This is a genomic window from Chromohalobacter sp. 11-W, assembly GCF_029889905.1.
Taxonomy (GTDB): domain Bacteria; phylum Pseudomonadota; class Gammaproteobacteria; order Pseudomonadales; family Halomonadaceae; genus Chromohalobacter.
In genome coordinates, this window is sequence record NZ_JARANZ010000002.1 from 305,420 (window position 1) to 331,422 (window position 26,003).

27 protein-coding genes and 4 tRNA genes are annotated in these 26,003 nt (G+C 60.4%); 16 read left to right on the top strand and 15 right to left on the bottom strand.

All coding sequences use genetic code 11. The features are described 5' to 3' along the window. Position 1: 1 nt before the first annotated feature. The gene (gene hda, locus OP494_RS04235) at positions 2-700 is read right to left on the bottom strand and encodes a DnaA regulatory inactivator Hda (protein ID WP_280539474.1); all 699 of its coding nucleotides are present in this window, start codon (positions 698-700) and stop codon (positions 2-4) included. Then, the gene (locus OP494_RS04240; RefSeq protein WP_280539475.1) at positions 697-1,788 is read right to left on the bottom strand and encodes an AI-2E family transporter; all 1,092 of its coding nucleotides are present in this window, start codon (positions 1,786-1,788) and stop codon (positions 697-699) included. The genes hda and OP494_RS04240 overlap by 4 nt, the downstream gene beginning before the upstream one ends. Before the next feature lie 182 nt (positions 1,789-1,970). On the opposite strand from OP494_RS04240, the gene purM reads away from it, so the two are divergent. Both purM and purN read left to right on the top strand, forming a co-directional pair. After that, positions 1,971-3,050, top strand: a complete 1,080-nt coding sequence (purM, locus tag OP494_RS04245) for a phosphoribosylformylglycinamidine cyclo-ligase (protein WP_280539476.1) — start codon at positions 1,971-1,973, stop codon at positions 3,048-3,050. Next, positions 3,047-3,790 (top strand): phosphoribosylglycinamide formyltransferase, encoded by a 744-nt coding sequence (gene purN / locus OP494_RS04250; protein ID WP_280539477.1) that lies wholly within the window; start codon positions 3,047-3,049, stop codon positions 3,788-3,790. Before purM ends, purN begins: the two co-directional genes overlap by 4 nt. A 240-nt stretch (positions 3,791-4,030) precedes the next feature. Here the strand turns inward: purN and dcd are convergent, their stop codons facing one another. The 5 genes from dcd to OP494_RS04275 form a co-directional block, all read right to left on the bottom strand. Continuing rightward, positions 4,031-4,597: a dCTP deaminase gene (gene dcd, locus OP494_RS04255; RefSeq protein WP_040241625.1), complete on the bottom strand. Its 567-nt coding sequence runs from the start codon at positions 4,595-4,597 to the stop codon at positions 4,031-4,033. A 174-nt stretch (positions 4,598-4,771) separates the two neighbouring features. After that, positions 4,772-5,572: an iron-sulfur cluster carrier protein ApbC gene (apbC, locus tag OP494_RS04260; RefSeq protein WP_280539614.1), complete on the bottom strand. Its 801-nt coding sequence runs from the start codon at positions 5,570-5,572 to the stop codon at positions 4,772-4,774. 167 nt (positions 5,573-5,739) lie between these two features. Beyond that, positions 5,740-6,156, bottom strand: coding sequence for a TerB family tellurite resistance protein (locus tag OP494_RS04265; protein ID WP_280539616.1), 417 nt, complete (start codon positions 6,154-6,156; stop codon positions 5,740-5,742). 106 nt (positions 6,157-6,262) lie between these two features. Next, the gene (locus tag OP494_RS04270) at positions 6,263-6,973 is read right to left on the bottom strand and encodes a DUF3581 family protein (RefSeq protein ID WP_280539478.1); all 711 of its coding nucleotides are present in this window, start codon (positions 6,971-6,973) and stop codon (positions 6,263-6,265) included. 140 nt (positions 6,974-7,113) lie between these two features. Next, positions 7,114-7,845, bottom strand: coding sequence for a glutathione S-transferase (locus tag OP494_RS04275; protein WP_280539479.1), 732 nt, complete (start codon positions 7,843-7,845; stop codon positions 7,114-7,116). Between the two features lie 257 nt (positions 7,846-8,102). On the opposite strand from OP494_RS04275, the gene thiI reads away from it, so the two are divergent. The 5 genes from thiI to nth all read left to right on the top strand — a co-directional run bounded on the left by thiI (position 8,103) and on the right by nth (position 13,881). Then, the gene (gene thiI, locus OP494_RS04280; RefSeq protein WP_280539480.1) at positions 8,103-9,593 is read left to right on the top strand and encodes a tRNA uracil 4-sulfurtransferase ThiI; all 1,491 of its coding nucleotides are present in this window, start codon (positions 8,103-8,105) and stop codon (positions 9,591-9,593) included. Positions 9,594-9,642: 49 nt separating this feature from the next. Next, entirely contained in the window at positions 9,643-10,035 is a 393-nt protein-coding gene (locus tag OP494_RS04285) for a gamma-glutamylcyclotransferase (protein WP_280539481.1), read from the top strand. 140 nt (positions 10,036-10,175) lie between these two features. Beyond that, positions 10,176-12,221 (top strand): methionine--tRNA ligase, encoded by a 2,046-nt coding sequence (gene metG, locus OP494_RS04290; RefSeq protein WP_280539482.1) that lies wholly within the window; start codon positions 10,176-10,178, stop codon positions 12,219-12,221. Between the two features lie 9 nt (positions 12,222-12,230). Then, positions 12,231-13,235, top strand: coding sequence for an electron transport complex subunit RsxB (rsxB, locus tag OP494_RS04295; RefSeq protein ID WP_280539483.1), 1,005 nt, complete (start codon positions 12,231-12,233; stop codon positions 13,233-13,235). A 7-nt stretch (positions 13,236-13,242) separates the two neighbouring features. After that, positions 13,243-13,881 carry an endonuclease III gene (nth, locus tag OP494_RS04300; protein ID WP_280539484.1) on the top strand — a complete coding sequence of 213 codons (639 nt, stop codon included), beginning with the start codon at positions 13,243-13,245 and terminating at the stop codon, positions 13,879-13,881. Positions 13,882-13,903: 22 nt separating this feature from the next. Here nth and OP494_RS04305 read toward each other — a convergent pair whose 3' ends face one another. The 5 genes from OP494_RS04305 to OP494_RS04325 all read right to left on the bottom strand — a co-directional run bounded on the left by OP494_RS04305 (position 13,904) and on the right by OP494_RS04325 (position 17,921). After that, positions 13,904-14,956, bottom strand: a complete 1,053-nt coding sequence (locus tag OP494_RS04305; RefSeq protein WP_280539485.1) for a DUF3524 domain-containing protein — start codon at positions 14,954-14,956, stop codon at positions 13,904-13,906. 86 nt (positions 14,957-15,042) lie between these two features. Beyond that, positions 15,043-15,486, bottom strand: a complete 444-nt coding sequence (locus tag OP494_RS04310) for a DUF1161 domain-containing protein (RefSeq protein WP_280539486.1) — start codon at positions 15,484-15,486, stop codon at positions 15,043-15,045. Positions 15,487-15,497: 11 nt separating this feature from the next. Then, entirely contained in the window at positions 15,498-16,172 is a 675-nt protein-coding gene (locus OP494_RS04315; protein WP_280539487.1) for a glutathione S-transferase, read from the bottom strand. A 165-nt stretch (positions 16,173-16,337) separates the two neighbouring features. Then, positions 16,338-16,628: an HlyU family transcriptional regulator gene (locus OP494_RS04320; RefSeq protein ID WP_178997285.1), complete on the bottom strand. Its 291-nt coding sequence runs from the start codon at positions 16,626-16,628 to the stop codon at positions 16,338-16,340. A 72-nt stretch (positions 16,629-16,700) separates the two neighbouring features. After that, positions 16,701-17,921, bottom strand: coding sequence for an argininosuccinate synthase (locus OP494_RS04325; RefSeq protein WP_280539488.1), 1,221 nt, complete (start codon positions 17,919-17,921; stop codon positions 16,701-16,703). Positions 17,922-18,131: 210 nt separating this feature from the next. Between OP494_RS04325 and rnt the strand changes: the two genes are divergently transcribed. Then, on the top strand, positions 18,132-18,797 hold the full coding sequence (gene rnt / locus OP494_RS04330) for a ribonuclease T (RefSeq protein ID WP_280539489.1): 666 nt from the start codon (positions 18,132-18,134) through the stop codon (positions 18,795-18,797). Between the two features lie 112 nt (positions 18,798-18,909). On the opposite strand, the gene grxD is transcribed toward rnt, so the two are convergent. Then, positions 18,910-19,248, bottom strand: coding sequence for a Grx4 family monothiol glutaredoxin (grxD, locus tag OP494_RS04335; RefSeq protein WP_280539490.1), 339 nt, complete (start codon positions 19,246-19,248; stop codon positions 18,910-18,912). A gap of 321 nt (positions 19,249-19,569) precedes the next feature. On the opposite strand from grxD, the gene argF reads away from it, so the two are divergent. Together argF and OP494_RS04345 are read left to right on the top strand one after the other, a co-directional pair. Beyond that, positions 19,570-20,490: an ornithine carbamoyltransferase gene (gene argF / locus OP494_RS04340; RefSeq protein ID WP_280539491.1), complete on the top strand. Its 921-nt coding sequence runs from the start codon at positions 19,570-19,572 to the stop codon at positions 20,488-20,490. Between the two features lie 368 nt (positions 20,491-20,858). Then, the gene (locus OP494_RS04345; RefSeq protein WP_247621242.1) at positions 20,859-21,032 is read left to right on the top strand and encodes a hypothetical protein; all 174 of its coding nucleotides are present in this window, start codon (positions 20,859-20,861) and stop codon (positions 21,030-21,032) included. A 90-nt stretch (positions 21,033-21,122) separates the two neighbouring features. Here the strand turns inward: OP494_RS04345 and OP494_RS04350 are convergent. Further along, positions 21,123-21,198: transfer RNA gene (locus OP494_RS04350), tRNA-Ala, on the bottom strand. Positions 21,199-21,519: 321 nt separating this feature from the next. On the opposite strand from OP494_RS04350, the gene uvrY reads away from it, so the two are divergent. The 6 genes from uvrY to OP494_RS04380 all read left to right on the top strand — a co-directional run bounded on the left by uvrY (position 21,520) and on the right by OP494_RS04380 (position 25,151). Then, on the top strand, positions 21,520-22,164 hold the full coding sequence (uvrY, locus tag OP494_RS04355; RefSeq protein WP_247621241.1) for a UvrY/SirA/GacA family response regulator transcription factor: 645 nt from the start codon (positions 21,520-21,522) through the stop codon (positions 22,162-22,164). Between the two features lie 96 nt (positions 22,165-22,260). Further along, positions 22,261-24,075: an excinuclease ABC subunit UvrC gene (gene uvrC / locus OP494_RS04360; protein ID WP_280539492.1), complete on the top strand. Its 1,815-nt coding sequence runs from the start codon at positions 22,261-22,263 to the stop codon at positions 24,073-24,075. Positions 24,076-24,139: 64 nt separating this feature from the next. After that, positions 24,140-24,688 carry a CDP-diacylglycerol--glycerol-3-phosphate 3-phosphatidyltransferase gene (gene pgsA / locus OP494_RS04365; RefSeq protein ID WP_280539493.1) on the top strand — a complete coding sequence of 183 codons (549 nt, stop codon included), beginning with the start codon at positions 24,140-24,142 and terminating at the stop codon, positions 24,686-24,688. Between the two features lie 77 nt (positions 24,689-24,765). Beyond that, positions 24,766-24,840: transfer RNA gene (locus tag OP494_RS04370), tRNA-Gly, on the top strand. A gap of 116 nt (positions 24,841-24,956) precedes the next feature. Beyond that, a tRNA-Cys gene (locus OP494_RS04375) sits at positions 24,957-25,030 on the top strand. 34 nt (positions 25,031-25,064) lie between these two features. Continuing rightward, positions 25,065-25,151: transfer RNA gene (locus OP494_RS04380), tRNA-Leu, on the top strand. A gap of 106 nt (positions 25,152-25,257) precedes the next feature. Here OP494_RS04380 and OP494_RS04385 read toward each other — a convergent pair. Further along, on the bottom strand, positions 25,258-25,992 hold the full coding sequence (locus OP494_RS04385) for a helix-turn-helix domain-containing protein (protein WP_280539617.1): 735 nt from the start codon (positions 25,990-25,992) through the stop codon (positions 25,258-25,260). Positions 25,993-26,003: the final 11 nt, after the last annotated feature.

Here is a 26,003-nt window from a genome sequence, read left to right on the forward strand (position 1 = left end):
CCTACCAGCCCAGTGCCTGCTTGACGAAAGGAATGGTCAGCTTGCGCTGAGCGGAAAGCGAGGCGTGATCGAGGCGAGCGAGGGCATCGAATAGTGCGGCAAGCTGTCTCGGGCCGCGATGCAGAATGTAGCGCGCCACTTCATCGGGGAGCTGCATGCCGCGCACCCGTGCGCGCAACTGCAAGGCCTCGAAGCGTCCGCTGTCATCCAGCGATTGAACATGGAAGGTCACGCCCCAGCTCAAGCGCGAGGCGAGATCGGGTAGAACGGTCGGCAACTGGCGCGGCGCGGCCTCGGCGGCGATTACTAGACGCTTGTTGGCATCGCGCATGCGATTGAAGAAATGAAACAGCCCCTCTTCCCAGCGCTTGCGCCCGAGTACCGCAGAGAGATCGTCGATCGCCACCAGGTCCAGGCGTTCGAGATCCTCGAGCATATGCGGCGGAAAGTGGCCTAGGTCGCGCAAAGGGAGATACAAGGCACGTCCTCCCCGGTCGCCGGCTTCGTGACAGGCGGCTTGCAGCAGGTGGCTGCGCCCGCTGCCCGGGGCGCCCCACAGAAACAGAAACGGCTCACCGTCCGTGTCGAGCTGACCGCGCAAGCGTTCGAGCAATGGCGCATTGCTCGACGCATGAAAGTTGGCGAACGTTGCATCGTCACTCAGCCCCACTCCCAGTGGCAACTGCGCGGACCCGGTCATGACCTTTCCTCATCGCCTTCGTGCGAGGCGCCAGCGTGGCGGGATGTATCGTATAAGCGACTGTTTTTATAGCGCTCATGAAGGTAACGCAATACTACCATGACGATAGCAGCGACCGGCAACGCCAACAGAATGCCGGTGAAACCGAACAGTTGCCCACCCGAGAGCACGGCAAAGATAACTGCGATGGGATGCAAGCCGATCTTGTCGCCGAGCAATACCGGTTGCAGCACGGTGCTTTCGACGAGTTGACCGATGCCGAAGACCACGGCCACGCCGAGCAGCGGCAGCCATTCACCGAACTGGAAGAATGCCACCAACGCCGCCACGCTAATGCCAACGATCACGCCTAAGTAGGGCACGATACTGGCCAGCCCCGCCACCAAGCCGATCAAAAGGCCAAACCGCAGGCCCAGCAGACTCAGTCCCGTCGCATAGATCACCGCCAGGCTGAGCATCACCAGCAACTGCCCGCGCAGGAAGGCCGACAACACCTCGTCGCATTCATGGCTCAGGCGCGTGATCGTTGGCTCGACGTGACGCGGCAGCAAATCGCGCAGGCGTGCCTTGAGCCGATCCCAGTCGAGCAGGAAGTAAAAAGTCGTCACGGGAATCAGCGCTAGATTGCCCATCCACACGGCGAACGCCATGCCTGACTTGGATGCCTGGGCCAGCACCGCCGCCGCCACCGTGCCGGTTTCGCGCCAGTTTTCCATCAGGGTGCCGCGCAGTTGATCGAAGTCAGCGCTAAGATCCACGCCCGTCACCGCCTGGACCTCCGGTAGCACCACCGACTGTACCCAGTTGAAGATGGCCGGGAAAGATTCGACCAACTGCGCCAGTTGGCGCCCCAGCAAGGGGATCAGAATCAGGCACGCCAGGACCATGGACAACGCTAGCACGAGGAATACCACACTCACCGAGAGCCGGCGCGACAAACCACGCGCCTCCAGCCAGTCGGTCACCGGGTCACCTAGGTAAGCCAATATCATGCCGACGAAAAACGGCATCAAGATGGGCTCCAGCAAGACGAGCAACCAGACCAATCCCGCCGCGCCCAGAAGGCCCCACACTTGTATGCGTGTCATTGCGATACGTATCTCCCAACCCTTTTGGTTTCGATTCTACACGCCTGCGCGGGCGATGCGCCTCCCGTAGGGCAATGCTACAATGTGGGCTTCCCTTATACCGCCCTGGCCTCGGGCGCCAGGCGGCGCCATCGGCTTCGCTCGATCGCCCCGCGATCGGCACACTGTTGACAGGAATGCCCATGACTCGCAGTTCGGACACGCCCACCTCTTCCCGCGCACCTCTCAGCTACAAGGATGCCGGCGTGGACATCGACGCCGGCAACGCGCTCGTCGAACGTATCAAGGGAGTCGCCAAACGCACTTCCCGACCCGAAGTAATGGGCGGCCTGGGCGGCTTCGGCGCGTTGTGCCAATTGCCCAGCGGCTACCGCGAGCCGGTACTCGTGTCCGGCACCGACGGGGTGGGCACCAAGCTACGCCTGGCCATGGATCTAGGCCGGCATGACACCATCGGCATCGACCTGGTCGCCATGTGCGTCAACGACCTGGTCGTCGCCGGCGCCGAGCCGTTGTTCTTCCTCGACTACTATGCCACTGGCAAGCTGGATGTCGAGATTGCCGCCGACGTCGTCACCGGTATCGGCGAAGGTTGCGCCCAGGCGGGCTGCTCACTGATCGGCGGCGAGACCGCCGAGATGCCCGGCATGTACACGGGAGGCGACTACGACCTGGCCGGCTTCTGCGTCGGTGTCGTCGAGAAATCCGAAATCCTCGATGGCAGCCGCGTCGCCGAGGGGGATGTGCTGCTCGGGCTCGCCGCCTCCGGTCCGCACTCCAATGGCTACTCGCTGATCCGCAAGATCCTTGACGTGAGCCAGGCCAATCTCGACACCGAGGTCGACGGTGTGGCCTTGCGTGATGCCTTGCTGGCGCCGACACGCATTTACGTCAAACCGCTGCTGTCATTGATCAAGGACAGCGACGTGGCCGTACACGCTCTTTCGCATATCACCGGCGGCGGTCTGCTCGAGAACGTACCTCGCGTGCTGCCCGATACGCTCACCGCGCGCATCGACGCCGCAAGCTGGACGCGTCCCGCGGTCTTCGACTGGCTGCAACGTGAAGGCAACGTCGACGAGCACGAGATGCATCGCGTGCTCAATTGCGGCATTGGCATGGTCGTGGTCGTGCCTGCCGAGCAGGCCGAACACGCTCAGGCCACGCTCGAGGCCGCCGGCGAGACGGTGCATCGTCTCGGCGACATCGTCGCGCGCCAAGGTGAGGAAGAACAAGTTCGTCTGGAGAACGTCCGCTCATGAATGCTACGACTCAAGCCGACACCCCCGACGGTAACGACTTCGAAGCGGAACCGGCCGAGAAACGTCGTGTCGTGGTGTTGATCTCCGGTAATGGCAGCAACCTGCAGGCGCTACTCGACGCACAACAACACGACGAGCTAGGTGGCGAGATCGTTGCCGTGATCTCCAATCAAGGCGATGCCTACGGCCTGATCCGCGCCAAGGAAGCCGGTGTCGACTCCGTCGTGCTACCGCATCGCGAGTACGACGATCGTGAAGCTTACGACCGTGCACTGATCAAGGTCATCGACCGCCACACTCCGGATTTGATCGTGCTGGCGGGGTTCATGCGCATTCTTACCCCGACGTTCGTGCATCGCTATGCCGGCCGCATGCTCAATATCCACCCTTCGCTGTTGCCGGATTACCCTGGGCTGGACACGCATACGCGCGCCCTGGCCGATGGCGTGTCGGAGCATGGCGCCAGCGTGCACTTCGTCACCGAGGAACTCGATGGCGGGCCGGTCGCCTTGCAGGCCGCGCTCAGGATCGACCCCGATTCCACCGCCGAGCAGATGATCGAGAAAGTCCATGCCCGCGAGCATCTGATCTATCCCATCGCCGTGCGCTGGTTTCTCGAAGGCCGCTTGAGCCTGGGGGCAAACGGCGCTCAGTTCGACGGCATGCCGCTGCCGCCCACCGGACTGCGGATGTCGCATGAAGACGCCGCGGAAGAGCTGGACGAAGATATCGACGAGTAAGTTGGAAGTTAACAGCGTGAAATCACACGCAGCAAAAGAAGACCCCGAAGGTTTCGGCCTTCGGGGTCTTCTTGTTTTCGAGGTACTATCTCAAACACAAGAAAGCCGGCGATTTGCGCAGCGAGCGATGGCAGGCTGGGCGCCGCCGGAGCACAGGAACCGGAGTGTAGCCTGCTACATGAGGATTCCGAGCACCGCCGGCGCCCAGGATGGCAAGCGCAGCAACAAATCGACGCTTTCTCAGGTCCTCGGTAGCGTCACGCCACGCTGCCCCATGTACTTGCCGCCACGGTCCTTATAGGAGACGTCACAGACCTCGTCGGACTCCAGGAACAGCATCTGCGCCACGCCTTCATTGGCATAGATTCGCGCGGGCAGGTTGGTGGTATTGGAAAACTCGAGCGTGACGTGACCTTCCCACTCGGGTTCCAGTGGCGTGACATTGACGATGATGCCGCAACGCGCGTAAGTCGACTTGCCCAGGCAGATGGTCAACACGCTGCGTGGAATCCGAAAATATTCCACGGTGCGCGCCAAGGCAAAAGAGTTGGGCGGTATCACGCAGACATCGCCTTTGACGTCGACGAAGCTCTTCTCATCGAACCCCTTGGGATCGACCACGGCCGAATGAATGTTGGTGAACACCTTGAATTCATCGGCGCAGCGCACGTCATAACCGTAGCTGGAGGTTCCATACGAAATCACCCGCTGCTCGTTCACGTAACGAACCTGGTCCGCCTCGAACGGCTCGATCATGCCCTGGCCCTCGGCCATGCGCCGAATCCATTTGTCGGATTTGATGCTCATTGAAGTTTCCTGCTCCGTGCGCTATCGCGATGAAATCGGGTCGTCTCCGCGAACACTCAGTCCGTAAAAACTCGGCCCGTGAAAACTCGGTACTTGAAAACTCGGTACTTGAAAACAAAGGGGGCCGTTATGATAACGGCCCCATCGCGTCACGCAAACGTTAGGTGACGAACGTCACTCACCAAAGCTGATGGTCGGCGACTCGTCGGACTGCGCTTCGATCCCCTCGGCCACGGAACGCGCCACCTGGCGGAACGTCTGCGCGACGTTTCCTTCAGGGTCAGCGATCACGCTGGGCTTGCCACCGTCGACCTGCTCGCGAATCGTGCCGTCGAGGGGCAATTGACCCAATAGCCGAGTCTGGTACTGCTCCGCAATGCGCTCACCACCACCGCTACCGAAGATCGGCTCCTGGTGGCCACACTGCGAGCAGACATGCTGGCTCATGTTTTCGACGACGCCCAGCACCGGCACGTTGACCTTGCGGAACATCTCGATGCCCTTCTTGGCATCGAGCAGCGCGATGTCCTGAGGCGTAGTCACGATCACCGCGCCGCTTACCGGCACTTTCTGCGCCAGAGTCAGCTGCACATCGCCGGTGCCCGGAGGCATATCGACGAAAAGATAATCGAGATCCTGCCAGGCGGTCTGGTTGAGCAACTGCTGGAAAGCCCCCGCCACCATCGGCCCGCGCCAGACCATGGGTTCATCGACATCCACCATGAACGCCATGGACATCGCTTGCAGACCATGAGCCTCCAGCGGCTTGAAGGCATTTTCACCCGCCGGCTGCGGCCGCACACCCGGGGCGATACCCAGCATCTGCGCCTGACTGGGACCGTAGATATCGGCATCGAGCAGTCCCACTCGATACCCCTCGGCGGCCATCGCCAGGGCCAGATTGACGGTCACGGTGGACTTGCCAACGCCCCCCTTGCCCGACGCCACGGCGACGATATGCTTCACGCCTTCGATCACAGCAACTCTCCTTTCCACGATATGCTCATCTGCGGTGCGCCAGCCAAGCTGACAGCTCGATACACCCAGTATAACGTCCCGCGATGGCACTTACCCAAGCGTTTCAGTCAACTTTTCGCCAGACGCTTTCAGGGACTCGACACACGCAGGCTGGCCGTGTCGACTCAATTCTCAGGCATGACCTCGAGCTTGGTACGAATGAAATCGCTGTGACTGACATAAAGGAGATCGGCGAGACGCCGAACGCGATGCTCTTCCAAGGCATCGAGTTCGCCGTCGGCAAAGGCCAGTTGCCACATCTGAGCCACCAGCGCCACGCGGTCTTCGTAGCCGTACTGCTCACGAATCAGTCTGACGAATTCGTAGTGGTCGACGGCCTGCTCGACTTCGGTTTCGGCCAACGACATCAGTTCATCGACGTCTTCCGGGACAATCGTAAGGCGCGTGGTCAATAGCTCTCGCAGCATGGCCCTTTCGCGTGGGTGATGTTCGTAATCGGCACGCATGATCTCGCACAATAAGGCTGCCACCGCCAATTCCAGCGTCACCTGCCGACGCTCCGATTGCGGGGACTCCAACATGCGTTGAAAGAATTGCTGAATGCCTTCGATACTCAAGGGATGCTCCTATAACAAAAGATGACATGGCCTGTGACACCTTCTGCGTGCAAGGGTTGCATCTGGCGACTCACTCGGCCGTGGCGTAATGCGCCTTGAGGTTCATGAACTTCTCGACAAAGGCGTCCATCACCGGCGGATCGTACTCACGCAGCCCGCTGACCACCAACTTCTTGGAGCCATGGCCAATGGCCGTTTCGCCGTCGGTCATCTTGAATTGCAGCAAGGCGTCGCCCCGCTTGCCGCTGACATCCAGCGTCGCGCCGGCAAAGGCCACGCCGGCCTCGGCGACATCCAGCCGCGACAACGAAAAGCCCATGCTGTCGTAGATCACCAATGGTCGCTGAGGATTGAACATGACACCCTGCTCTTCCATCAGCGGTTTGAGGTAATGCGGGAAATTGCGCCCCGAAAAGGCCACGTAACGGCGCGTGAAGGCCTCGATGACGCCGGCATCGTGGGTAATATCCCCGCCGCGCTCGACCTCGAGATACACCTTGCCATTGGCGTCGGTCACTTGGACGGTATCGCCGTGCTGAGCGAAGCACAGCGGTACGCTATCACCGACCATGCCCTTGAAGTGAAAGGTCATGCGTTGCGCCAGGCCAAAACGTGCCATCACCAAGGCGAACAGCAGATCGCCCGGCACACAGAAGCGCCGTGCATCCGCATCGTGAATGGGATTGTAATCGCCAGCGATACACTTGGCGAAACGGCTTGCCTGCTCGGCCGTAATACATAGCCGATCATCGGTCACGGTGTGAAAGTCGTCGAGAAACATGCGCTTATCCCTGCCCATCAAGAAGCGCCCACCACGGCGCGGATCACGAACGCCAAGATGGTATCAAATTCATTGGCGCTCGGGCGCGGCCCCTGCACACATTTCTCAACATAGCGCCACCAGACGATAACATCGAGCGCTCAATCGGCATCCAGCTCAAGATAATGGCGAAAAATGCCGTCTTCGTTAAACGCTTGGCGTCGAGCGGACCCCAGATAGGTGGCGATACGTGGCAATGCCGCCACACGCTCGCTCAAGGCCATAACGCCGGGAATCGATGGCGCCTGTGCCGCCATCGCACGGGGCATGGCGTAGCGCAGGCCACTAACGGTTTGAAAAAGCGAGAGATCGACATAACTCAAGGCATCGCCGACGAGATACGCCTTGCCAGCCAGATTGCGCGCCAGAACTTCCTCGAAGTAGCCGAGGAACTTGCCCAGTCGCTCCTGCCGGAATACATGGGCACGCCGGCGCGCCTCGTCTTGCTGTTCTTCGTAATACAGCGAACTGCCGATGGGATGATGTACATCATGAATCTCGGCGATGAAGTCGGTCATCGTCAGTTGCAAGCCATGCACCCAATCGCGGCTGGCCTCGTCGTCCGGCACCAGGTCGAGCCGCGGCCCCAGGAAACGCAGGATATTGGCGACGTGTGACACGAGCCGCTCCTGGGCTTTGAGAATCGGCGGCGCGAAAGGCGGATATGCCTCGAACGGTGCGACCTCGCCTTCGAGCAGATCGCCGATTGCGCTCACGCCATCCTGGCGTTCACGCGCCACATCGACGTAGTCGGCCCCCGCCGCCTCGAGCGCCAAGCGCACATATTCACCGCGCCCGGGAATGCCCGGCCAATAATACAGCTCGTATTGCATGAGAAGTCTCCGCGAGATATATCGATTCAGCGTAGCAGCCTCGGCGGGGTGACTGGCGAGGGAGGGGCCGGATTGCTACCATGCACGCCTTCACTAGGCACTGCCTGAAAAGTGCCTGCGCTCGATCATACGGCGTTAAAAATAGGCTCAAAGTACTCATTTACGACCTGTAAACTCCGTTTTTTCGCCAATTTCTGCCTTGTCTGATCATCGCTCGTCGACTTTTCAGACGAGGCCTAGCACTCGACACGAGACATATGCGGTATCGCGTCAAGCTTTTCCCCGAGATCACCATCAAGTCCCGCCCCGTGCGCAAGCAGATGGTTCGTTGTCTGCGCACCAACCTGCGCAACATCCTGACGCCGCTGGTCCCGGATGTGCGGATCGCCGACTGCTGGGATGCACTGGAGGTGCGGGTACGCCACGCCATCGACGACGCTACCCGCGAGCGCCTGGAAGCAACGCTATCGCGCGTGCCCGGCATCCACGAGGTGCTGGTGATCGACGTGCATACCTTCGTCTCCTTCGCCGATACCGCCGAGCGCCTGGTAGCGCTATGGCGAGCGCCGCTGGCCGGCCGCCGGTTTCGCGTCAGCGTCAAACGCCGCGGACAGCACGACTTCACTTCGGCGGACCTCGAGCGTTACCTGGGCGGCGCGCTGCTCGACGCCAGCCCGGACGCCAAAGTGGATCTCTCCCACCCCGAGGTGAATGTCACGCTCGAGTTGCAGGATCAGCATCTGCGCCTGGTGACTCGCCGTTTGCCCGGCTTGGGCGGTTATCCGTTGGGCACTCAGGGCCAAGCACTGGCACTCATCTCGGGCGGCTACGATTCGCCGGTGGCGGCCTGGCGCTTGATTCGGCGCGGGCTCAAGACGCATTACCTGTTCTTCAATCTCGGCGGACCGGAACACGAGCAGTCCGTACGCGAGGTCGTGCATCGGGTGTGGCAAGGCTACAGCGCATCGCACCATGCCCACTTCATCAGTGTGCCCTTCGACGGTGTGCTCGATGAAATCCAGCGCCGTGTGCCCGCCGGCCTGGCAGGCGTCGTGCTCAAGCGCATGATGCTGCGAGCCGCCAATCGCGTCGCGGCACGCGCGCGCATTTCAGCACTCGTCACCGGCGATGCCTTGGCGCAGGTCTCCAGTCAGAGCTTGGTCAACCTGGGGCTGATCGACACGGTCAGTGAGCGGCCCGTCTTACGTCCGCTCATCGCCGACGATAAGCAAACCATCATCGAGGATGCGCGCCGCATCGGCACCGCCGGCCATGCCGAGCGTTTGCCGGAGTACTGCGGTACGATTTCGCAACGCCCCAATACACGCCCCAGGCCCGACCAGATCGACGCCGCCGAGGCCGACTTCGACATGGACGTGCTCGAGGCAGCACTCGAAGCCACCCGTCAAACGCGGGTGGACCGCCTGCTCGACACGCCCGCGCCACGCCCACTCGATGTCCCCGTCATCGAGAGCGCCGCAGCGCTGCGCGAGGCCGATGACGTCACGGTCATCGATATTCGCCACCCCGATGAGCGCGATGCAGCGCCGTTGAGTCTGCCACAGGGCGAGCCGCTGACGATTCCGTTCTTCGAGCTCGGCGAACGCGCCGCGCACCTGCCATCGCACCGGCGCTACGCGCTCTATTGCGATCAGGGCATCATGAGCAAGATGCAGGCGCTTCGGCTCGCCGACCAGGGACTCAAGAACTTCGTCGTCTATCGCGGCAACCGCAACACCGAGCGCTGAACCGTCATTCGTCGTAAACGCAGACATTCGTCGTCACCACAGGGTTGCCATGCACTCACCCGTTCTCGCCATTCGTCGAACGCCGCTGGTCGCCGTGTACGGCACGCTCAAGCGGGGCCTGCGCAATCACCATTGGCTCGCCGGCGCCGAATTCATCGGCGCGGATACGCTCAGTGATGTCACCCTCTACGACCTGGGGCATTGCCCCGGCGCCAAGGCGGAACCCTCCCACGGCATCGACGTCGAGCTCTACCGGGTCGATGCGCGAGGCCTACGCGATCTCGACCGGCTCGAGGATTATCGCGTGCGCGCACCGCGCAGCGGCACCTACGACCGCATCATTCATCGCACCGCCTTCGGTCCCGCATGGCTTTATCTCTACAATCTCGACATCACGGGGTGTCCGGCCATTCGCGCCGGCGGCTGGTCAGGTACGCCCTGAGCATTACTCTTACCGATGCATCATCAGCACGTCTGCCGCATCACGGATGCAGCCAAGCGCCAAGCGGGCTACAATCGCCTTTTCGTCGATGTCATTCGCGACGCCTTCTTTCGTTTCCGACTTTCGTCATTAGAGCCACCATGCCGACTACCGCCAACGCCAAGCGCAAGATCCTGGTTACCAGTGCCCTGCCCTATGCCAACGGCTCGATTCATCTGGGCCATTTGCTCGAGTACATCCAGACCGATATCTGGGTGCGCTTCCAGAAGAGTCGCGGCCACGAGTGCCATTATGTATGTGCCGATGACGCCCATGGCACCGCCATCATGCTGCGCGCGGAACAGGAAGGCATTACCTCGGAGCAGTTGATCAGCAACGTCAGCGCCGAGCACCAGGCCGATTTCGCCCGCTTCGGGGTGGCGTTCGACAACTACCATTCGACGCATTCGGAAGAGAACCGCCAGCACAGCGAGCGTATCTATAAAGCGCTGCGCGATGCGGGGCATATCTCCACGCGCGACATCGAGCAGATGTTTGATCCGGTCAAGGGGTTGTTCCTCGCCGACCGCTTCATCAAGGGCACCTGCCCCAAGTGTCATAGCGATGATCAATACGGCGACAACTGCGAAGCGTGCGGCGCGACCTACACGCCGGCAGAGTTGATCGATCCAGTCTCGGCGATCAGCGGCGCCACGCCGGAAGTTCGCACGTCCACTCACTATTTCTTCAAGCTGCCCGACTTCGCCAACTTCATGCAGGGCTGGATCGATGGCGGTCATGTGCAACCGCAGATCCGCAACAAGCTGCTGGAATGGTTCGAGTCAGGCTTCAACGAGTGGGATATCTCTCGCGACGCACCTTATTTCGGCTTCGAGATTCCGGATGCGCCAGGCAAATACTTCTATGTGTGGCTGGATGCGCCGATCGGTTACCTGGCCAGCTTCCAGAACCTCTGCGAGCGCGAAGGCATCGACTTCGACAGCTACTGGAAGAAGGACTCCGAGGCCGAGGTCTATCATTTCATCGGCAAGGACATCGTCTACTTCCACGCCCTGTTCTGGCCGGCGATGCTGGAAGGTGCAGGGCTGCGCACGCCGACCGGTGTCAATTGCCACGGCTTCGTCACCGTCAACGGCGCCAAGATGTCCAAGTCGCGCGGCACCTTCATCAAGGCGCAGACCTACGCCGAGTATCTCAACCCGGAATATCTGCGCTATTACTTTGCCGCCAAGCTCACCGCCGGCGTCGACGATCTTGATCTCAATCTCGAGGACTTCGCCTCGCGCGTGAACTCGGACCTGGTCGGCAAGGTGGTCAACATCGCCAGCCGCTGCGCAGGCTTCGTGAAGAAGCTCAATGGCAACCAACTCGCCGCGCGCTGTGCCGAGCCCGCACTGGTGGCACGCTTCGTCGAGGCCGGCGAGGCGATCGCCGCCGATTACGAGTCGCGTGAATTCGGCCGCGCCATGCGCAAGATCATGGAGCTCGCCGACGAGGCCAATGCCTATATCGCCGACAAGGCGCCCTGGGTACTGGCCAAGGAAGAAGGTCGCGAGCAGGAAGTACTCGATATCTGCTCGGTGGGGATCAACCTTTTCCACGTGCTGATGGTCTACCTGCAACCCGTGGTACCGACCATGGCTGAACAGGCTCGCGTCTTCCTGAAGGTCGACTCCCTCGACTGGGAAAGCCGCCACCACGTGCTCGAAGACCACGCCATCGCCAAGTTCAAGCCGCTAATGACGCGTGTCGACAGCGACAGAATCGCGCAGATGACCGAGGCCTCCAAGGAAGTTCTCGCCGAGGAGCAAAAGCTCAAGGAACGCGCCACAGGACCGCTGGCCGACGATCCAATCGCCGATGAAATCGGCTTCGACGATTTCGCCAAGCTCGATATGCGCATCGTGCGTATTGCCAAGGCCGAGTACGTCGAGGGCGCCAAGAAACTGCTCAAGTTGACGCTCGACCTGGGCGGCGAGACGCGCACCGTTTTCTCGGGCATCCGTGCCGTCTACGCGCCCGAAGCACTGGAGGGGCGTCTGACCGTGATGGTCGCCAACCTGGCGCCGCGCAAGATGCGTTTCGGCATCTCGGAAGGCATGGTGCTGGCCGCCGGCGACAAGGAAGGCGGTATCTATCTGCTGTCGCCGGACAGCGGCGCGGAACCCGGCCAGCGCGTGACCTGAGGAGGCAAGGTGTCCGCTAATCCTGCACTCATCGAGACCCTCGACGCCGAACTGCCGCAGACGCAATGCGGCAAGTGCGGGCATCCCGGCTGTCGCCCCTATGCCGAAGGCATGGCCGCCGGCGAGGCGATCAATAAATGCCCGCCCGGTGGCGAAGCGACTATGGCGCGGCTGGCCGAGTTGACAGGCCAAGCGCGCCAGCCCCTCGCGGAACCGGCGCAGTCTCCAAAAGTGGCGTACATTCGCGAGGCAGAGTGCATCGGCTGCACCAAGTGCATCCAGGCGTGCCCGGTAGACGCCATACTTGGTGCCGCCAAACAGATGCATACGGTGATCGAATCCGAATGTACCGGCTGCGAGCTGTGTGTCGCGCCTTGCCCGGTCGACTGCATCGATATCCTGCCGCATCCCGAATGGGTCGCGGCACGCACCCAGGCTCAGCAAGACGCCTACCTGGTCAAGCGTGCCGAACTGGGACGACAACGCTACGAGGCACGTCAACAGCGTCTCGCCCGCCAGGCCGAGGAAAAACGCCGCAAACGCGAACGTCGTCAGGCGGCCACAGCGGCAAAAGCCAAACGCGAGACGGCCCCCGCTCAGCCGCTACAACACAGCGACACCGCCGGCGTAGATACCACGTCACTCAAGGCGACGCGTGCCACGTTGGTTGCCGGACTCAAGCGTGTGGAACGTCAACGTCAGCGTGACGATCTAGACGCCGAGGCACGCCGAGCGCTCGATGAGCGCGCCGAGACGCTGACCTCGCGCCTGGCGGATATCGACCGGCAACTCGGCAACGCGCAGGCACCGCGCACCGACACCTCTACCACGCACCATCGGCGCATGGCGATCAAGGCCGCCGAGCAGTCATTGCGCAAGGCGCGCCAGCAAGTCACGCATGCCCAGCGCCATGGCAATGCCACCAGCCTCGAGGCCGCGCATGGCCAAGTCGACGAAGCCCAGCGCATGCTCGACGCCGCACGCGCCGCGTTCGATTCTCCCTCATCGACTTGATTCGCCCATGAATGCTCAAAAACGCTACGAGATCTTTTCGCGCCTGCGCGATAACAACCCCACGCCGACCACCGAGCTGGACTGGCAGACGCCCTTCGAGCTGCTGACGGCGGTGTTGCTCTCGGCCCAGGCGACGGATGTCGGCGTCAACAAGGCCACGGCGCGCTTGTTTCCCATCGCCAATACCCCACAAGGTATCCTCGACCTGGGCATCGACGGGCTCAAGGACAAGATCAAGACCATCGGCCTGTACAACAGCAAGGCCGACAACCTGATGAAAACCTGTCACCTGTTGCTCGAACGGCACGGCGGCGAGGTGCCGGACACCCGCGAGGCACTGGAAGCGCTGCCCGGTGTCGGGCGCAAGACCGCCAACGTGATTCTCAATACTGCGTTCGGCCAGCCGACCATGGCGGTGGATACGCATATCTTCCGCGTCGCCAATCGCACGCGAATCGCGCCAGGCAAGAACGTTCTCGAAGTAGAACAAAAGCTGATGCGCCACGTGCCCAAGGACTTTCTACACGACGCGCATCATTGGCTGATACTGCACGGGCGCTACACCTGCGTGGCGCGCAAGCCGCGCTGCGGAAGCTGCGTGATCGAGGATCTCTGCGAATATAAGGAAAAGACCGAGATCGGCTGACGCATCGCGCCTATCGCGGCGCTTATGCCCCCATGAGCACCTCGCGATAGGCATCGCGCCACGCAGGCCACTGCCAGGCTCGCGCGTCGGGCAGCCCTGGTCGCGATGTAGGGTCGGTCAGCCATTGCGCCAGCGTGGCCTCGAGCGTCGTCTGATCGCCTGCGTAGCGATACGCCGACGCGTAATATTCGGGAAAGCACAGGCGATCCGGCACCAACGGCACACATCCCTGCGTCACCGCCTCCATGACCGCCAATCCCTGAAATTCATGGTCGGTCGTCGACACCACGATATCGGCGCTATCAAGCATATCTCGGTAGACATCGCCGGGCTGCTCACCCCAGCACACGACACGCTGGCCCAGCCACGCACGCGACGCCTCGAAGACCGGCGGCTGATCGCGGAACTGCTGGCCTAATACCGCCACCTCGAAATCGATGCCGCGCGTGACCAACGTTTCCAGTGCAGTGAAGAACGCCTCGGGATTTTTGTCATATTCCCAACGATGATTCCACAGAACTCTCCGCCCCGAGCGCGCCGGCTTTGGCGTCTCCTCGGACAAGGGCACGGGGAGCACGACGGCCTTATCGGCTACGCGTGACAGCAACGTGCCGAGCGGCAGGCGCTCAGGCATGCGCTTGAGGAAGTCGCGCGCGCCGCGCAATAGGCTGTCGCGGTTGTAGGCACTGTTGAAGACCACGACATCGGCTGCCAGGGCCGTATAGAGATTGACCATTAGCGGCTCGGCGCGAATGCGTTGGCCCTTGGGAAGCGGATAGGCAAACTGGTTTTCATGGAAATACACGACCTTGCGTGCGCGCGACAGCGAGGGGCAAAGACCCACCAAGGTCGCCAGATCGACCATAGAGGTAGCGACGACCAGGTCATAGTCGTCATGCAGACAATCACTCTCCTGACCCAGCCAAGTCAGGGGGTTGCCGCGAATCCGCCAGGGAAAATGCCGCGGAGGCAGTTCCAACCGCCGCCAGTCGATCTCGGGAAACTGCTGCTGCAGCCCATCCGCCCAGTGCCGATGACTCACGGCCGCGTAGGCGGAAAGCAATAAAGCCTTCACGCGCGCCTCCTGAGAAAAAGGCGCCATGTTAACCAAGCCCGGCAGCCGACGGAAGCGGACCGCCAAAAGGCGGGAGCAGCATCCGCCTAGTAACCGCCCTCCTCGTTTTCGGCGTCTGCACCCAGCGCCTCATCGGTCGTGTCGCTGCCTGGCTCAGCACGCTCATCAGACGGTGGCAGCGAGGCATCCGAGGACGACATGGCTCCGCTTCCCTGGGCGCCGCGACGGTAGATCACCTTGCGCGTACCGCCATCGCAACTGCCCACGACTTCGCCTCCGGCGAGAGCATCGCCCTCGCGGACCCCGTCCTCGTCGACGCGTTCGCTGGCAATAATATCGAGCTGGAAGTCCTCGACGCCATTGGCACGAATCTTGGCTTCGATCTCATCCTGCAGAGCATCGCAGGCCATCACGCCGGAGACCTCGTCGTCTCCGCCATTGTGCGTCTTTTCTTGGGCTTGGGCACTAGCGATGATCGGCAACGCCATCATTCCTAGTACCAGCCCTCTTCCCCACCAATGATTCATCATGACCGCTCCTTCTAGCGTGACGCACTCAGGTTCAATTCGCCGGTCTGCGCCACAGCACGCTGATAGTCCGGCCGCTCACGTACCCGCGCCAACCAATCGACAATGGCGGGGAAGTCCTTGATGCCACGCCGCGATTCGACCGCCAGCACGGGGAAGCTCATCTGAATATCTGCCGCCGTGAAGTCTGAGCCGGCAAACCATGCATGCTCGGCGAGCGTGGACTCCCAGAACGCCAGATGCCGCTCGATCTCAGGGTCCAGAAACTTGGCTTGTACACCCTGTCCCAATTTGCCCGCCACGGGGCGCAACAGCGCCGGCACCGGCGGCTTGCCCAAACGCGAAAAGACGAGATGCATCACCAACGGCGGCATTGCGGAGCCTTCGGCGTAATGCAGCCAATAACGATAGTCGCGATGCTCGGGCGTTCCCACCGGCGGCGCCAAGCGGCCATCGTCGTAACGCTCGATCAGGTAATCGATGATCGCCCCAGACTCGGCCACGGTCAGCCCCTCGTCGACGATCAGCGGCGCCTTGCCGAGCGGATGAAGACGCTTGAGGCTCTCCGGCGCCAGCAATGTCTGCGGATCGCGGTGGTGAGTCACGAGCTCATAAGCTTGCTGCAAAGCTTCAAGCAGCCAGACGATGCGTAGCGAGCGGGAGTTGTCGAGGTGATGCACGGTAATCATGAGCGGCTCCATCGGAATTATAAAAGGTTGGGCCCGCTTTCAGCGGTAAGAGTTCCCGGTTCGCGTTGCCTAGGCGTCGTGGCAATAAAAAAACGCCACTACTCCAGAGACCATAGCTCCAAAGATAGTGGCGTTGGTATTCGTGTGCGCGTTAGCGAGAAACGCTCAGCGATCCTCGAACATCTCGTCGCCGATATCGTCGATATAGCGCTGGGCCTTGCGCAGCGTCAACTCGATACAGTCTTCGCGGCTGGAGACAATATCCGAACGCTCGAAACGATGCTCACGCGTCTCACCGCCTTCGACGGGCTTGCGAATCCAACCGCTGACTCGGTACTGACCGCCGGCATCCTGCGGATCCGGCGTGATCAGGTAGCCTTCGTAGTCTGTCGCGGGTATTTCCTCGTCATTGACATCGCCGCTGCGAAACAAGCCCTCGATGAGTCGTTTCAGCATAAAGCCTCCTGCGCGCTGGCTATGCGTTGAACGCCGCCCACCCGGGAGACGTTCGACGCGGGTGAATGCGGATCAATTCGCATTGCGGCCTTTTGCCGCCGCGATGCGCAAACGCAAGGCATTGAGCTTGATGAAGCCTTCGGCGTCTTTCTGATCGTAGGCGCCTGCATCGTCCTCGAAGGTCGCGATGGACGCATCGAACAGCGACTCATCGGACTTGCGCCCGACCACGGTGGCACTGCCTTTGTAAAGCTTCATGCGTACCACGCCGTTGACGTTGCCCTGAGTCTCGTCGATGGCCGCCTGCAGCATCTTGCGCTCCGGGCTCCACCAGTAGCCGTTGTAGATGACCTCGGCGTACTTGGGCATCATCTCGTCCTTGAGGTGCGCGGCTTCGCGATCGAGCGTCAGTGACTCGATGGCGCGATGGGCGCGCAGCATGATGGTGCCACCCGGGGTTTCGTAGCAGCCACGCGACTTCATGCCCACATAGCGGTTTTCGACGATATCCAGACGCCCGATGCCGTTGTCGCCGCCGAGCTGGTTGAGCTTGGAAAGCACTTCGTGGGGCTTGAGTGGCTCGCCGTCGATAGCGACGATATCGCCTTTCTCGAAGGTCAACTCGATATACGTCGGTGTCTCCGGCGCGGCCTCCGGCGACACGCTCCAGCGCCACATTTCCTCTTCGGCTTCCGCCCAGGGATCCTCGAGAATGCCGCCCTCGTAAGAAATATGCAGCAGGTTGGCGTCCATGGAGTACGGCGATTTCTTCTTGCTCTTGGAGAAGTCGACCGGAATGTCGTGCTTCTCGCAATAATCCATCAACTTCTCGCGGGAGTTGAGATCCCACTCACGCCACGGGGCAATCACCTGAACACCGGGCTTCAATGCGTAGGCGCCAAGTTCGAAGCGTACCTGATCGTTGCCCTTGCCGGTGGCACCGTGGGAAATGGCATCGGCGCCGGTCTCGTTGGCGATCTCGATCAGGCGCTTGGCGATCAACGGCCGTGCGATGGAGGTTCCCAGCAGATATTCGCCTTCGTAGATCGTGTTGGCACGGAACATCGGATAGACATAGTCGCGCACGAACTCTTCGCGCAGATCCTCGATGTAGATTTCCTTGACGCCCAGGGCCTGTGCCTTGGTGCGCGCCGGCTCGACCTCTTCGCCCTGACCGATGTCGGCGGTGAAAGTCACCACCTCGCAATCGTAGGTTTCCTGCAACCACTTGACGATGACGGACGTATCCAGGCCGCCGGAATAGGCGAGGACGACCTTGTTCACATCGGACATGCGGGACTCCTGAAAAGATGGATATTGATCGAATGGTTCGGCTGCGCGAACACAGCGAGAAAACGTCACCCGATTATAGCGCCGAGCGAGGCTGACGAACACCGAGCGGCGGGACGTCGAGGGGCGAAAATGCTACACTCGCTGCCACTTTGTCGCCCCGCCCCGGGTGTGGCGACGCTATCGAGACCGTATTGGGATGGGAGCAAAAGCATGAGCGACGGCCAGGCACGCGATTTGATGGCTCAACGTTTTCGAGGCTTTCTCCCTGTCGTCGTCGATCTGGAAACCGGTGGTTTCAACGCCCAGAGTGACGCCCTGCTCGAGATCGCCGCCGTGACCCTGACCATGGACGAGCAAGGCAACTTGATGCCTGATACCACGCACGCCTTCCACGTCAAACCCTTCGACGGGGCCAATATCGAGCAGGCCGCACTGGACTTCACCGGCATCGACCTGGATAGCCCACTGCGCCAGCAAGTGGCATTGAACGAGCACGACGCGTTGGGCGAAATCTTCAAGCCGGTGCGCAAGGCGATCAAGGCCAACCAATGCACTCGCGCCATTCTGGTCGGCCATAACGCCGCTTTCGATCAGGGCTTCTTGAATGCCGCCATCGAGCGCAACGGCATCAAGCGCAACCCTTTTCATCCGTTTTCGTGTTTCGATACCGCCACCCTCGGTGGCTTGGTCTACGGCCAGACCGTACTGGCACGCGCCTGCCGCGCGGCGGGCATACAATTCGATAACGACTCGGCACACTCCGCTCGTTACGACACCGAACGCACCGCAGAACTGTTCTGTGCCATGGTCAACCGCTATAAGGATCTCGGCGGCTGGGAACTGGCCCAGAAGGAACAAAGCATGGACGAAGACTGACGCGGCACGTCATTACTCGCTGGCCGCCCATACGAAAGCCCTGCCGATGTTCATCGGCAGGGCTTTTCAATGCGCCGACGCCTTCCCTCAGAAGGACGCTCGGCTCAACGCCTCACTCCTGTTCGGTTTCGGCGTTGGCTACGGCTTCCTTGATCAGCTTCTCCAACTCACCGCTTTCGTACATTTCCACGATGATGTCGCAGCCGCCGACCAGTTCGCCGTTGACCCACAACTGCGGAAAGGTCGGCCAGTTGGCGTATTTGGGCAATTCGGTACGGATGTCCGGATTGTCGAGAATGTTGACGAAGGCGAAGCGCTCACCGCACGCCATGACTGCCTGTACCGCCTGGGCGGAGAAACCGCACTGCGGCAGTTGGGGCGTGCCTTTCATGTAGAGCAGAATCGTATTTTCGCCGATTTGCTGCTGGATGTTCTCGAGAGTCGTGCTCATCTCAGTTTCCTCACGCGGGGCGGCTTGCCATTGGCCGGCACCGCCGCAATACGTCGGGTGAATGTACTTCCATTCTACTGATGGCGAGCGCCGAAAACAGCCCTCTTAACACCGACATTGCGCCTTCTCGGTAGCCTGGCTAGGATGGTCGACTTTCCGCACGGCCCGCATGTCGCCCTTGTAAGGCCGAGCGTCGCAGCAAATCGGGCCTCAGGGCGCCTCTTGGCTGTTACGCTCACGCGCTTTTGTTGGTGGGCGTCGTCGCCCTGATATGCCGTGGATCACATACGAACGTGGATCACATATGAAAGGAGCGTCGCCATGGCCACACGCCACTTCTTGACCTTGCTCGACCTGTCACCCGAGGAACTTAGCCACCTCATTCAGCGTGCGATCACGATCAAGAACCGCCTCAAAGCGCAAGGGCCAATCTATACGCCCTTCACCAATCGTACCCTGGCGATGTTCTTCGAGAAGTCTTCGACGCGCACGCGGGTTTCCTTCGAGACCGCCATGGCGCATTTCGGCGGGCATGCGCTCTTTCTCTCGCCGCGCGATACGCAACTCGGGCGCGGCGAGCCGATCGGCGATACCGCCCGCGTACTCGCCGAGATGGTGGACATCGTCATGATCCGCACCTTCTCGCACGCCGGGCTCAAAGAATATGCCGCCGCCAGCCAGGTGCCGGTCATCAATGCGCTGACCGACGATTATCACCCTTGCCAGTTGCTGGCCGATATCATGACCTGGACTGAATGTCGCGGGTCGGTGAAAGGCAAGACTGCGGTCTGGATCGGTGACGGCAATAACATGTGTCATTCCTGGATCAATGCCGCACGGCAGTTCGATTTCCAACTGCGCGTCTGCTGCCCGCCAGGCTACGAGCCGGATGCCGACCTGGTGACGGCCGCTGGCGATCGCGTGGAGGTACTGCACGACCCGCAGCAGGCAGTACAAGGCGCGGAGCTGATTACCACGGATGTCTGGGCCTCGATGGGCCAGGAAGAAGAGCAGGCCAAGCGCGAGCGAGATTTCACCGGCTTTCAGGTCACCGAGGCATTGCTCGATCGCGCCGCCGATAGCGCGCTATTTCTCCATTGCCTACCCGCGCATCGCGGCGAGGAAATCAGCACGACTTTGCTCGACGACCCGCGTGCCGTGGTATGGCAGGAAGCCGGCAATCGCCTGCACGCCCAGAAGGCCTTGATCGAATTTCTTCTGCTCGGCAAGGTCGACGAATAACCCTTCGACATGCCACATCCATCGCAAGAGACGATGCCGCCTGGGCGGCATCGTCTCCTTTATTTCCGCGACATCCTGTCTTGCCTAACGCGCCACGACCGTTAAATTGCCCCTCGTGTAACTTCACTACCACGGCATCACCCTACCCGACACCCCGCTTTACGACGAAGTCACACGCTGGAACGCTTACAACACGCCGCGAACGTTGATTTTTTACTACCCGGGCGTCGCCAATGTCTACGTTGACGCCACCCCGCCAAACGCCGACTTTTCTCCTTACGAGCCCCGTGCTCACAGGCTTCGTGCCTTGCCGTCACCGCACGGCAGATATGCCTTCCATCGAGTCGAGACTACGGCAGGAGAACAGCATGTTTCTCATCGAACAACGCGACAACGAACGTACCATCGAATGCCCGGCATGCAGCGTCAGCGAGACGATCAATGACGACGAGCGCCTACAAGCCTTCGAAGAGCGCCATGCCGAAAGTGGCATGCATTACCGATGTCTGGAATGCGGCGCCAGCGGCCCCGCCAGCCCCTGAGAAAAACATTGTCGGCGGCCGTTTAACATTGGCCACGATACGAAAAAAGCCGCCGACGCAATGCGTCGGCGGCTTGATATCAAACGAATCTGGTGGAGCCTAGCGGGTTCGAACCGCTGACCTCAACACTGCCAGTGTTGCGCTCTCCCAACTGAGCTAAGGCCCCATATCGATAACGCATTAGGCGATGCGCTTATCTTCATAACAAGGGTGTATAACCGCAACAGTGCCCTTGGAACGCTGCGTATACTACGACTGCCATCCATCCATGTCAATGCGTAAGCGCCATGCGCCAAGACCGTTCAGCGCTGGCGCCACACAGCGCGCGAAAGTGCAAAATCCACAGCAGCATAAAGCCAACATTACTGTTAGGTTGATTGAGAATGTTGCATAGCGCATTAAGCTAAAGCGTTACATAATGGCCGCAACACAAGGTCGCCATGCCCACTATTATTTCGTTAACCGGCGATTGATTGCAGGAGTTCCCTTGATCAAGGTTCTTGTCGCTGATGATCACCATCTAGTTCGTACCAGCATTGCCCGAATGCTGGATTCCGAAGACGGTTTGCACGTTGTTGCCGAAGCCGTCGATGGCGAAGAAGCCGTCAACATGGCGCGTGAAATGCGTCCCGATATCGTATTGATGGATATACGCATGCCCGGTATCGGCGGGCTCGAAGCCACGCGCAAAATCATGCGTGGCATGTCGGATATCAAGGTCGTGATCGTGACGGCATTTCTCGAAGAAGCGTTTGCCCAGCGCCTCATGGACGCAGGCGCCGCCGGGTTCATCAGCAAGGGCACTGAGCTCGACGAAATGGTCCGCGCGATCCGCGCCATCTTCGGGGGACAGCGCTACATCAGCCCGGATATTGCCCAGAAGGTCGTGCTGTCCAAGATAGGTTCGCAGGACAACCCCTTCGACCAGCTCTCGCATCGCGAGCTGCAGGTGGCGATGATGATCGTCAACTGCCAAAAGGTCAGCGATATCTCCGACCGACTTTTCCTGAGCCCCAAGACCGTCAACACATATCGTTACCGCATTTTCGAAAAGCTCAATGTGCAATCGGATGTCGAGCTTACCCACCTGGGGCTGCGTTACGGTTTGATAGACGGCTACGAAGCCTCTTGAGATCGGGTGTCGCCGGCGCCTCGACTCGGGTCTCCGGCGTCCCTGTCCCTTTGATATACTAGCGGGCATGTCCGACTCAACGAATGTCCCGCGCCCATGAGCTTCGACGCCAAGCATTTCCTCAAGACGGTTTCCGAGTCGCCCGGCGTGTACCGCATGCTGGATACCGACGGCGAAATCTTGTATGTAGGCAAAGCCAAGCGGCTCAAGGCACGTCTCGCCAGCTATTTTCGCGGTGCGCTCAACACCAAGACGCAAGCCCTGGTCGGCCGTATCGCGGATATCCAGGTCACCATCACGCGCACCGAAACCGAGGCGCTATTGCTCGAGCAGACGCTCATCAAGGAGCAGCGGCCGCCGTACAATATTCTCCTGCGCGACGATAAATCCTATCCGTTCATCTTCGTCTCGGATCGCCACCCTTATCCCGCACTCGAGTTCAAACGTGCGCGAGGAAAACGCGGCGACGGTCGCTACCTAGGCCCCTTCCCCAGTACGACTGCCGTCCGCGAGAGTCTAGCGTTGGTGCAGAAGATATTTCGTATCCGCAATTGTGAAGACAGCGTCTTCGCCCATCGCACAAGACCTTGTCTTCAATATCAGATACAACGCTGCAGCGCGCCCTGTGTCGACTATATCGGCCGCGAGGAATACCAGCGCGACATCGACCACGCCATCATGGCCCTGGATGGGCGCAGCGAGCAGGTGACCGCGCAACTCACTCAGGACATGGAAGCCGCCAGTCAGGCACTGGACTTCGAGGAAGCCGCGCGCCTGCGCGACCAGATTCAGCAGCTGCGCCGCTTGCAGGAGCGTCAGATCGTCGACACTGGCGACGGCGATGCCGATATCTTTGCCCTCGCCGAGCGCCCGGGCGGCGTATGCATCAGCGCGCTGAGCGTACGTGGCGGACGCATGCTCGGGGCACGCCACCACATGCCGCAAAACGGCCTGGACCTGACGGCGGAAGAACTACTCGGCGCGTTCATCAGCCATTATTACCTAGGCCATGATCGCGACATCCCCAGCGAGGTTATCACGGCCCTACCGCTCGTGGATGCCGATGTCATCCAGTCCGCACTCTCCGAACGCGCCGGCAAACGCATCCGTGTGGCGCATCAGGTACGCGGTCATCGTGCCCAATGGCTCCGCCTGGCCAGCACCAACGCCGAACAGCACCTCACCAGCCAGTTGGCCAATCGCTCGCAGTTGGCCAAACGCTTCGATGCCTTGCGCGAGGCGCTCGATATGCAGGAGACCCCGACACGTCTGGAGTGTTTCGATATCAGCCATAGCCACGGCGAAGCGACGGTCGCCTCATGTGTGGTTTTCGATCAGGACGGGCCGGTCAAATCCGATTATCGGCGGTTCAACATCGAAGGCGTCGCGGCGGGCGACGATTACGCGGCCATGCGCCAAGCGCTGACACGCCGCTACAAGCGCCTGATGCAGGACGAAAGCAAGCTGCCCGACGTACTTATCGTCGATGGCGGCAAGGGGCAGCTCAACATGGCGCGCGAGGTGCTAGAAGATGTCGGCATCATGAACACGCACCTGCTCGGCGTCGCCAAGGGTACGACACGCAAACCCGGCCTCGAGACGTTGTTCCTGGAAACCGTCGACAACGCCTTATCGCTCGATAGCGCCTCTCCCGGGTTGCACCTGATCCAGCATATCCGCGATGAGGCGCACCGCTTTGCAATTACCGGGCATCGCCAGCAACGCGACAAGCAGCGCCGCACCTCGACCCTGCAAGACATTCCCGGTGTCGGTCCCAAACGCCGCCGGGAGTTGCTGCGCTTCTTCGGCGGACTCCAGGGCGTCCGCCAGGCCAGCCGCGATGAACTAGCCCGAGTGCCCGGCATCAGCGCCCAAATGGCCACGACCATTCATCAGGCCTTGCATGGATGAGCCATGAGCGGAAAGATACAATGGCACGACGATCTCATTCACCAGTCAGGACTTACATCGCTCGATGAACATCCCCAACTTATTGACGCTTGCTCGAATCGTGTTCATTCCCTTGCTGGTGATCGCCTTCTACCTCCCTTATTCCTGGAGCATGCTCCTGTGCGCGGGATTGTTCGGGCTTGCGGCTGTGACCGACTGGCTCGACGGTTACCTGGCTCGTCGCTGGAATCAGAGCACCCCCTTCGGCGCCTTTCTCGACCCCGTAGCGGACAAGCTCATGGTCGCCGTCGCCCTAGCCCTGCTGATCGAACGCTTCGACGCCGTGTGGCTGACACTACCGGGCCTGGTCATCATCGGTCGGGAAATCGTCATCTCGGCGTTGCGCGAATGGATGGCGGAAATCGGCAAGCGGGGTAGTGTCTCTGTTTCGTGGGTAGGAAAACTAAAAACCACCCTACAGATGGTTTCACTGTTGCTGTTACTCGGCTTCACGCCTGGTTCGATGATAGCCAGCCTGGGCGTCGTGCTTCTTTACGTCGCCGCCGCGTTGACGCTGTGGTCGATGTTCCAGTACCTGCGCGCAGCGTGGCCGGAATTGACGCGCTCCATGTGAGCACCATTTTTACTTTGGAGAAGCACATAAACGTTTGACATTCACAGGCTTATCTCTATAATACGTCCTCGAGTTCGGCGGGAATAGCTCAGTGGTAGAGCATCGCCTTGCCAAGGCGAGGGTCGCGAGTTCGAATCTCGTTTCCCGCTCCAGAACTTAAGAGTATTGGAATGGTCAATGAGGGTCGCAAGCTGGAACGCCAGCCCGGTCGAATCTCGTTTCCCGCTCCAAACTCGAACGTTGATTCGTTGTTAAACGATTGCAACAAGGCTGGATGGCAGAGTGGTGATGCAGCGGACTGCAACTCCGTGTACGCCGGTTCGATTCCGACTCCAGCCTCCATTTCTTCTGCGGTGTTCCCCTTACGTATCCGTTAGCCCGGATGGCGAAATTGGTAGACGCAAGAGACTTAAAATCTCTCGGTGGTAACACCGTGCCGGTTCAAGTCCGGCTCCGGGCACCAGTAGTATCAAGCGCTTGGCGCCCTCTCCTGCCAGCATTTTTTCCGACAGCCTCTTTTTTCCGACAGCCTCTAAAGTATCGATGACGTGTTCACCACACTCTCGGGCTCAGTGCGCCGGCATGCTGGCGTGATGACTCGGCGATGAGACCGTGGCGTGCCAGATGGACTGACGCCCACGCCCATCCGCCAATGCCATTAGGCCTTCCAGGTCGTCGATCCGGATTTCTCGCCCCTTTGCAGTGAGCAATTCCAAGTCTTGGAAACGTCCTAATAGACGGCTCACCGTCTCGACCGCCAGCCCCAGATAATTGCCGATATCACTACGCGACATGGACAGACGGAAGCTAAACGGCGAGTAACCTTGTTGCCGAAAGCGCGTCGACAAGGCAAGCAGAAAGCTGGCTAAGCGAACATCGGACGTTCTATTCAGAAATAGACGTACCATCATGCGCTCCTGATGCAGGGCGCGACTCATCACCCTTAGAAAACAACCGTTCATGCCCAGCTCACTCGGTCTTTTTTGGGCAAGCTCTTCGAGTGCTTCAGGCAATATTTCGCAGACGGATGTCGTCTCCAATGCCTGCGTCACCCCTGGATGAAAACCACTACTGATGGCATCTAGCCCCACCACTTCGCCCGGCAAATAAAACTGGGTAATGTGTTCTTCATTGGTGATATCACGATAGACTTGCTTCAAGCTTCCGCAGCGAACGATATACAGGCTCTTGAACTCTTCGCCTTGTGCGAATAGCGTTTGGCGCTTTCTCAAAGGCGACACCTGACGACTGATCGTACTGAACGTTTCCAGCTCGCCCACCGACAAGGGTGCTGGCAAGCACATGTTGCTCAAAC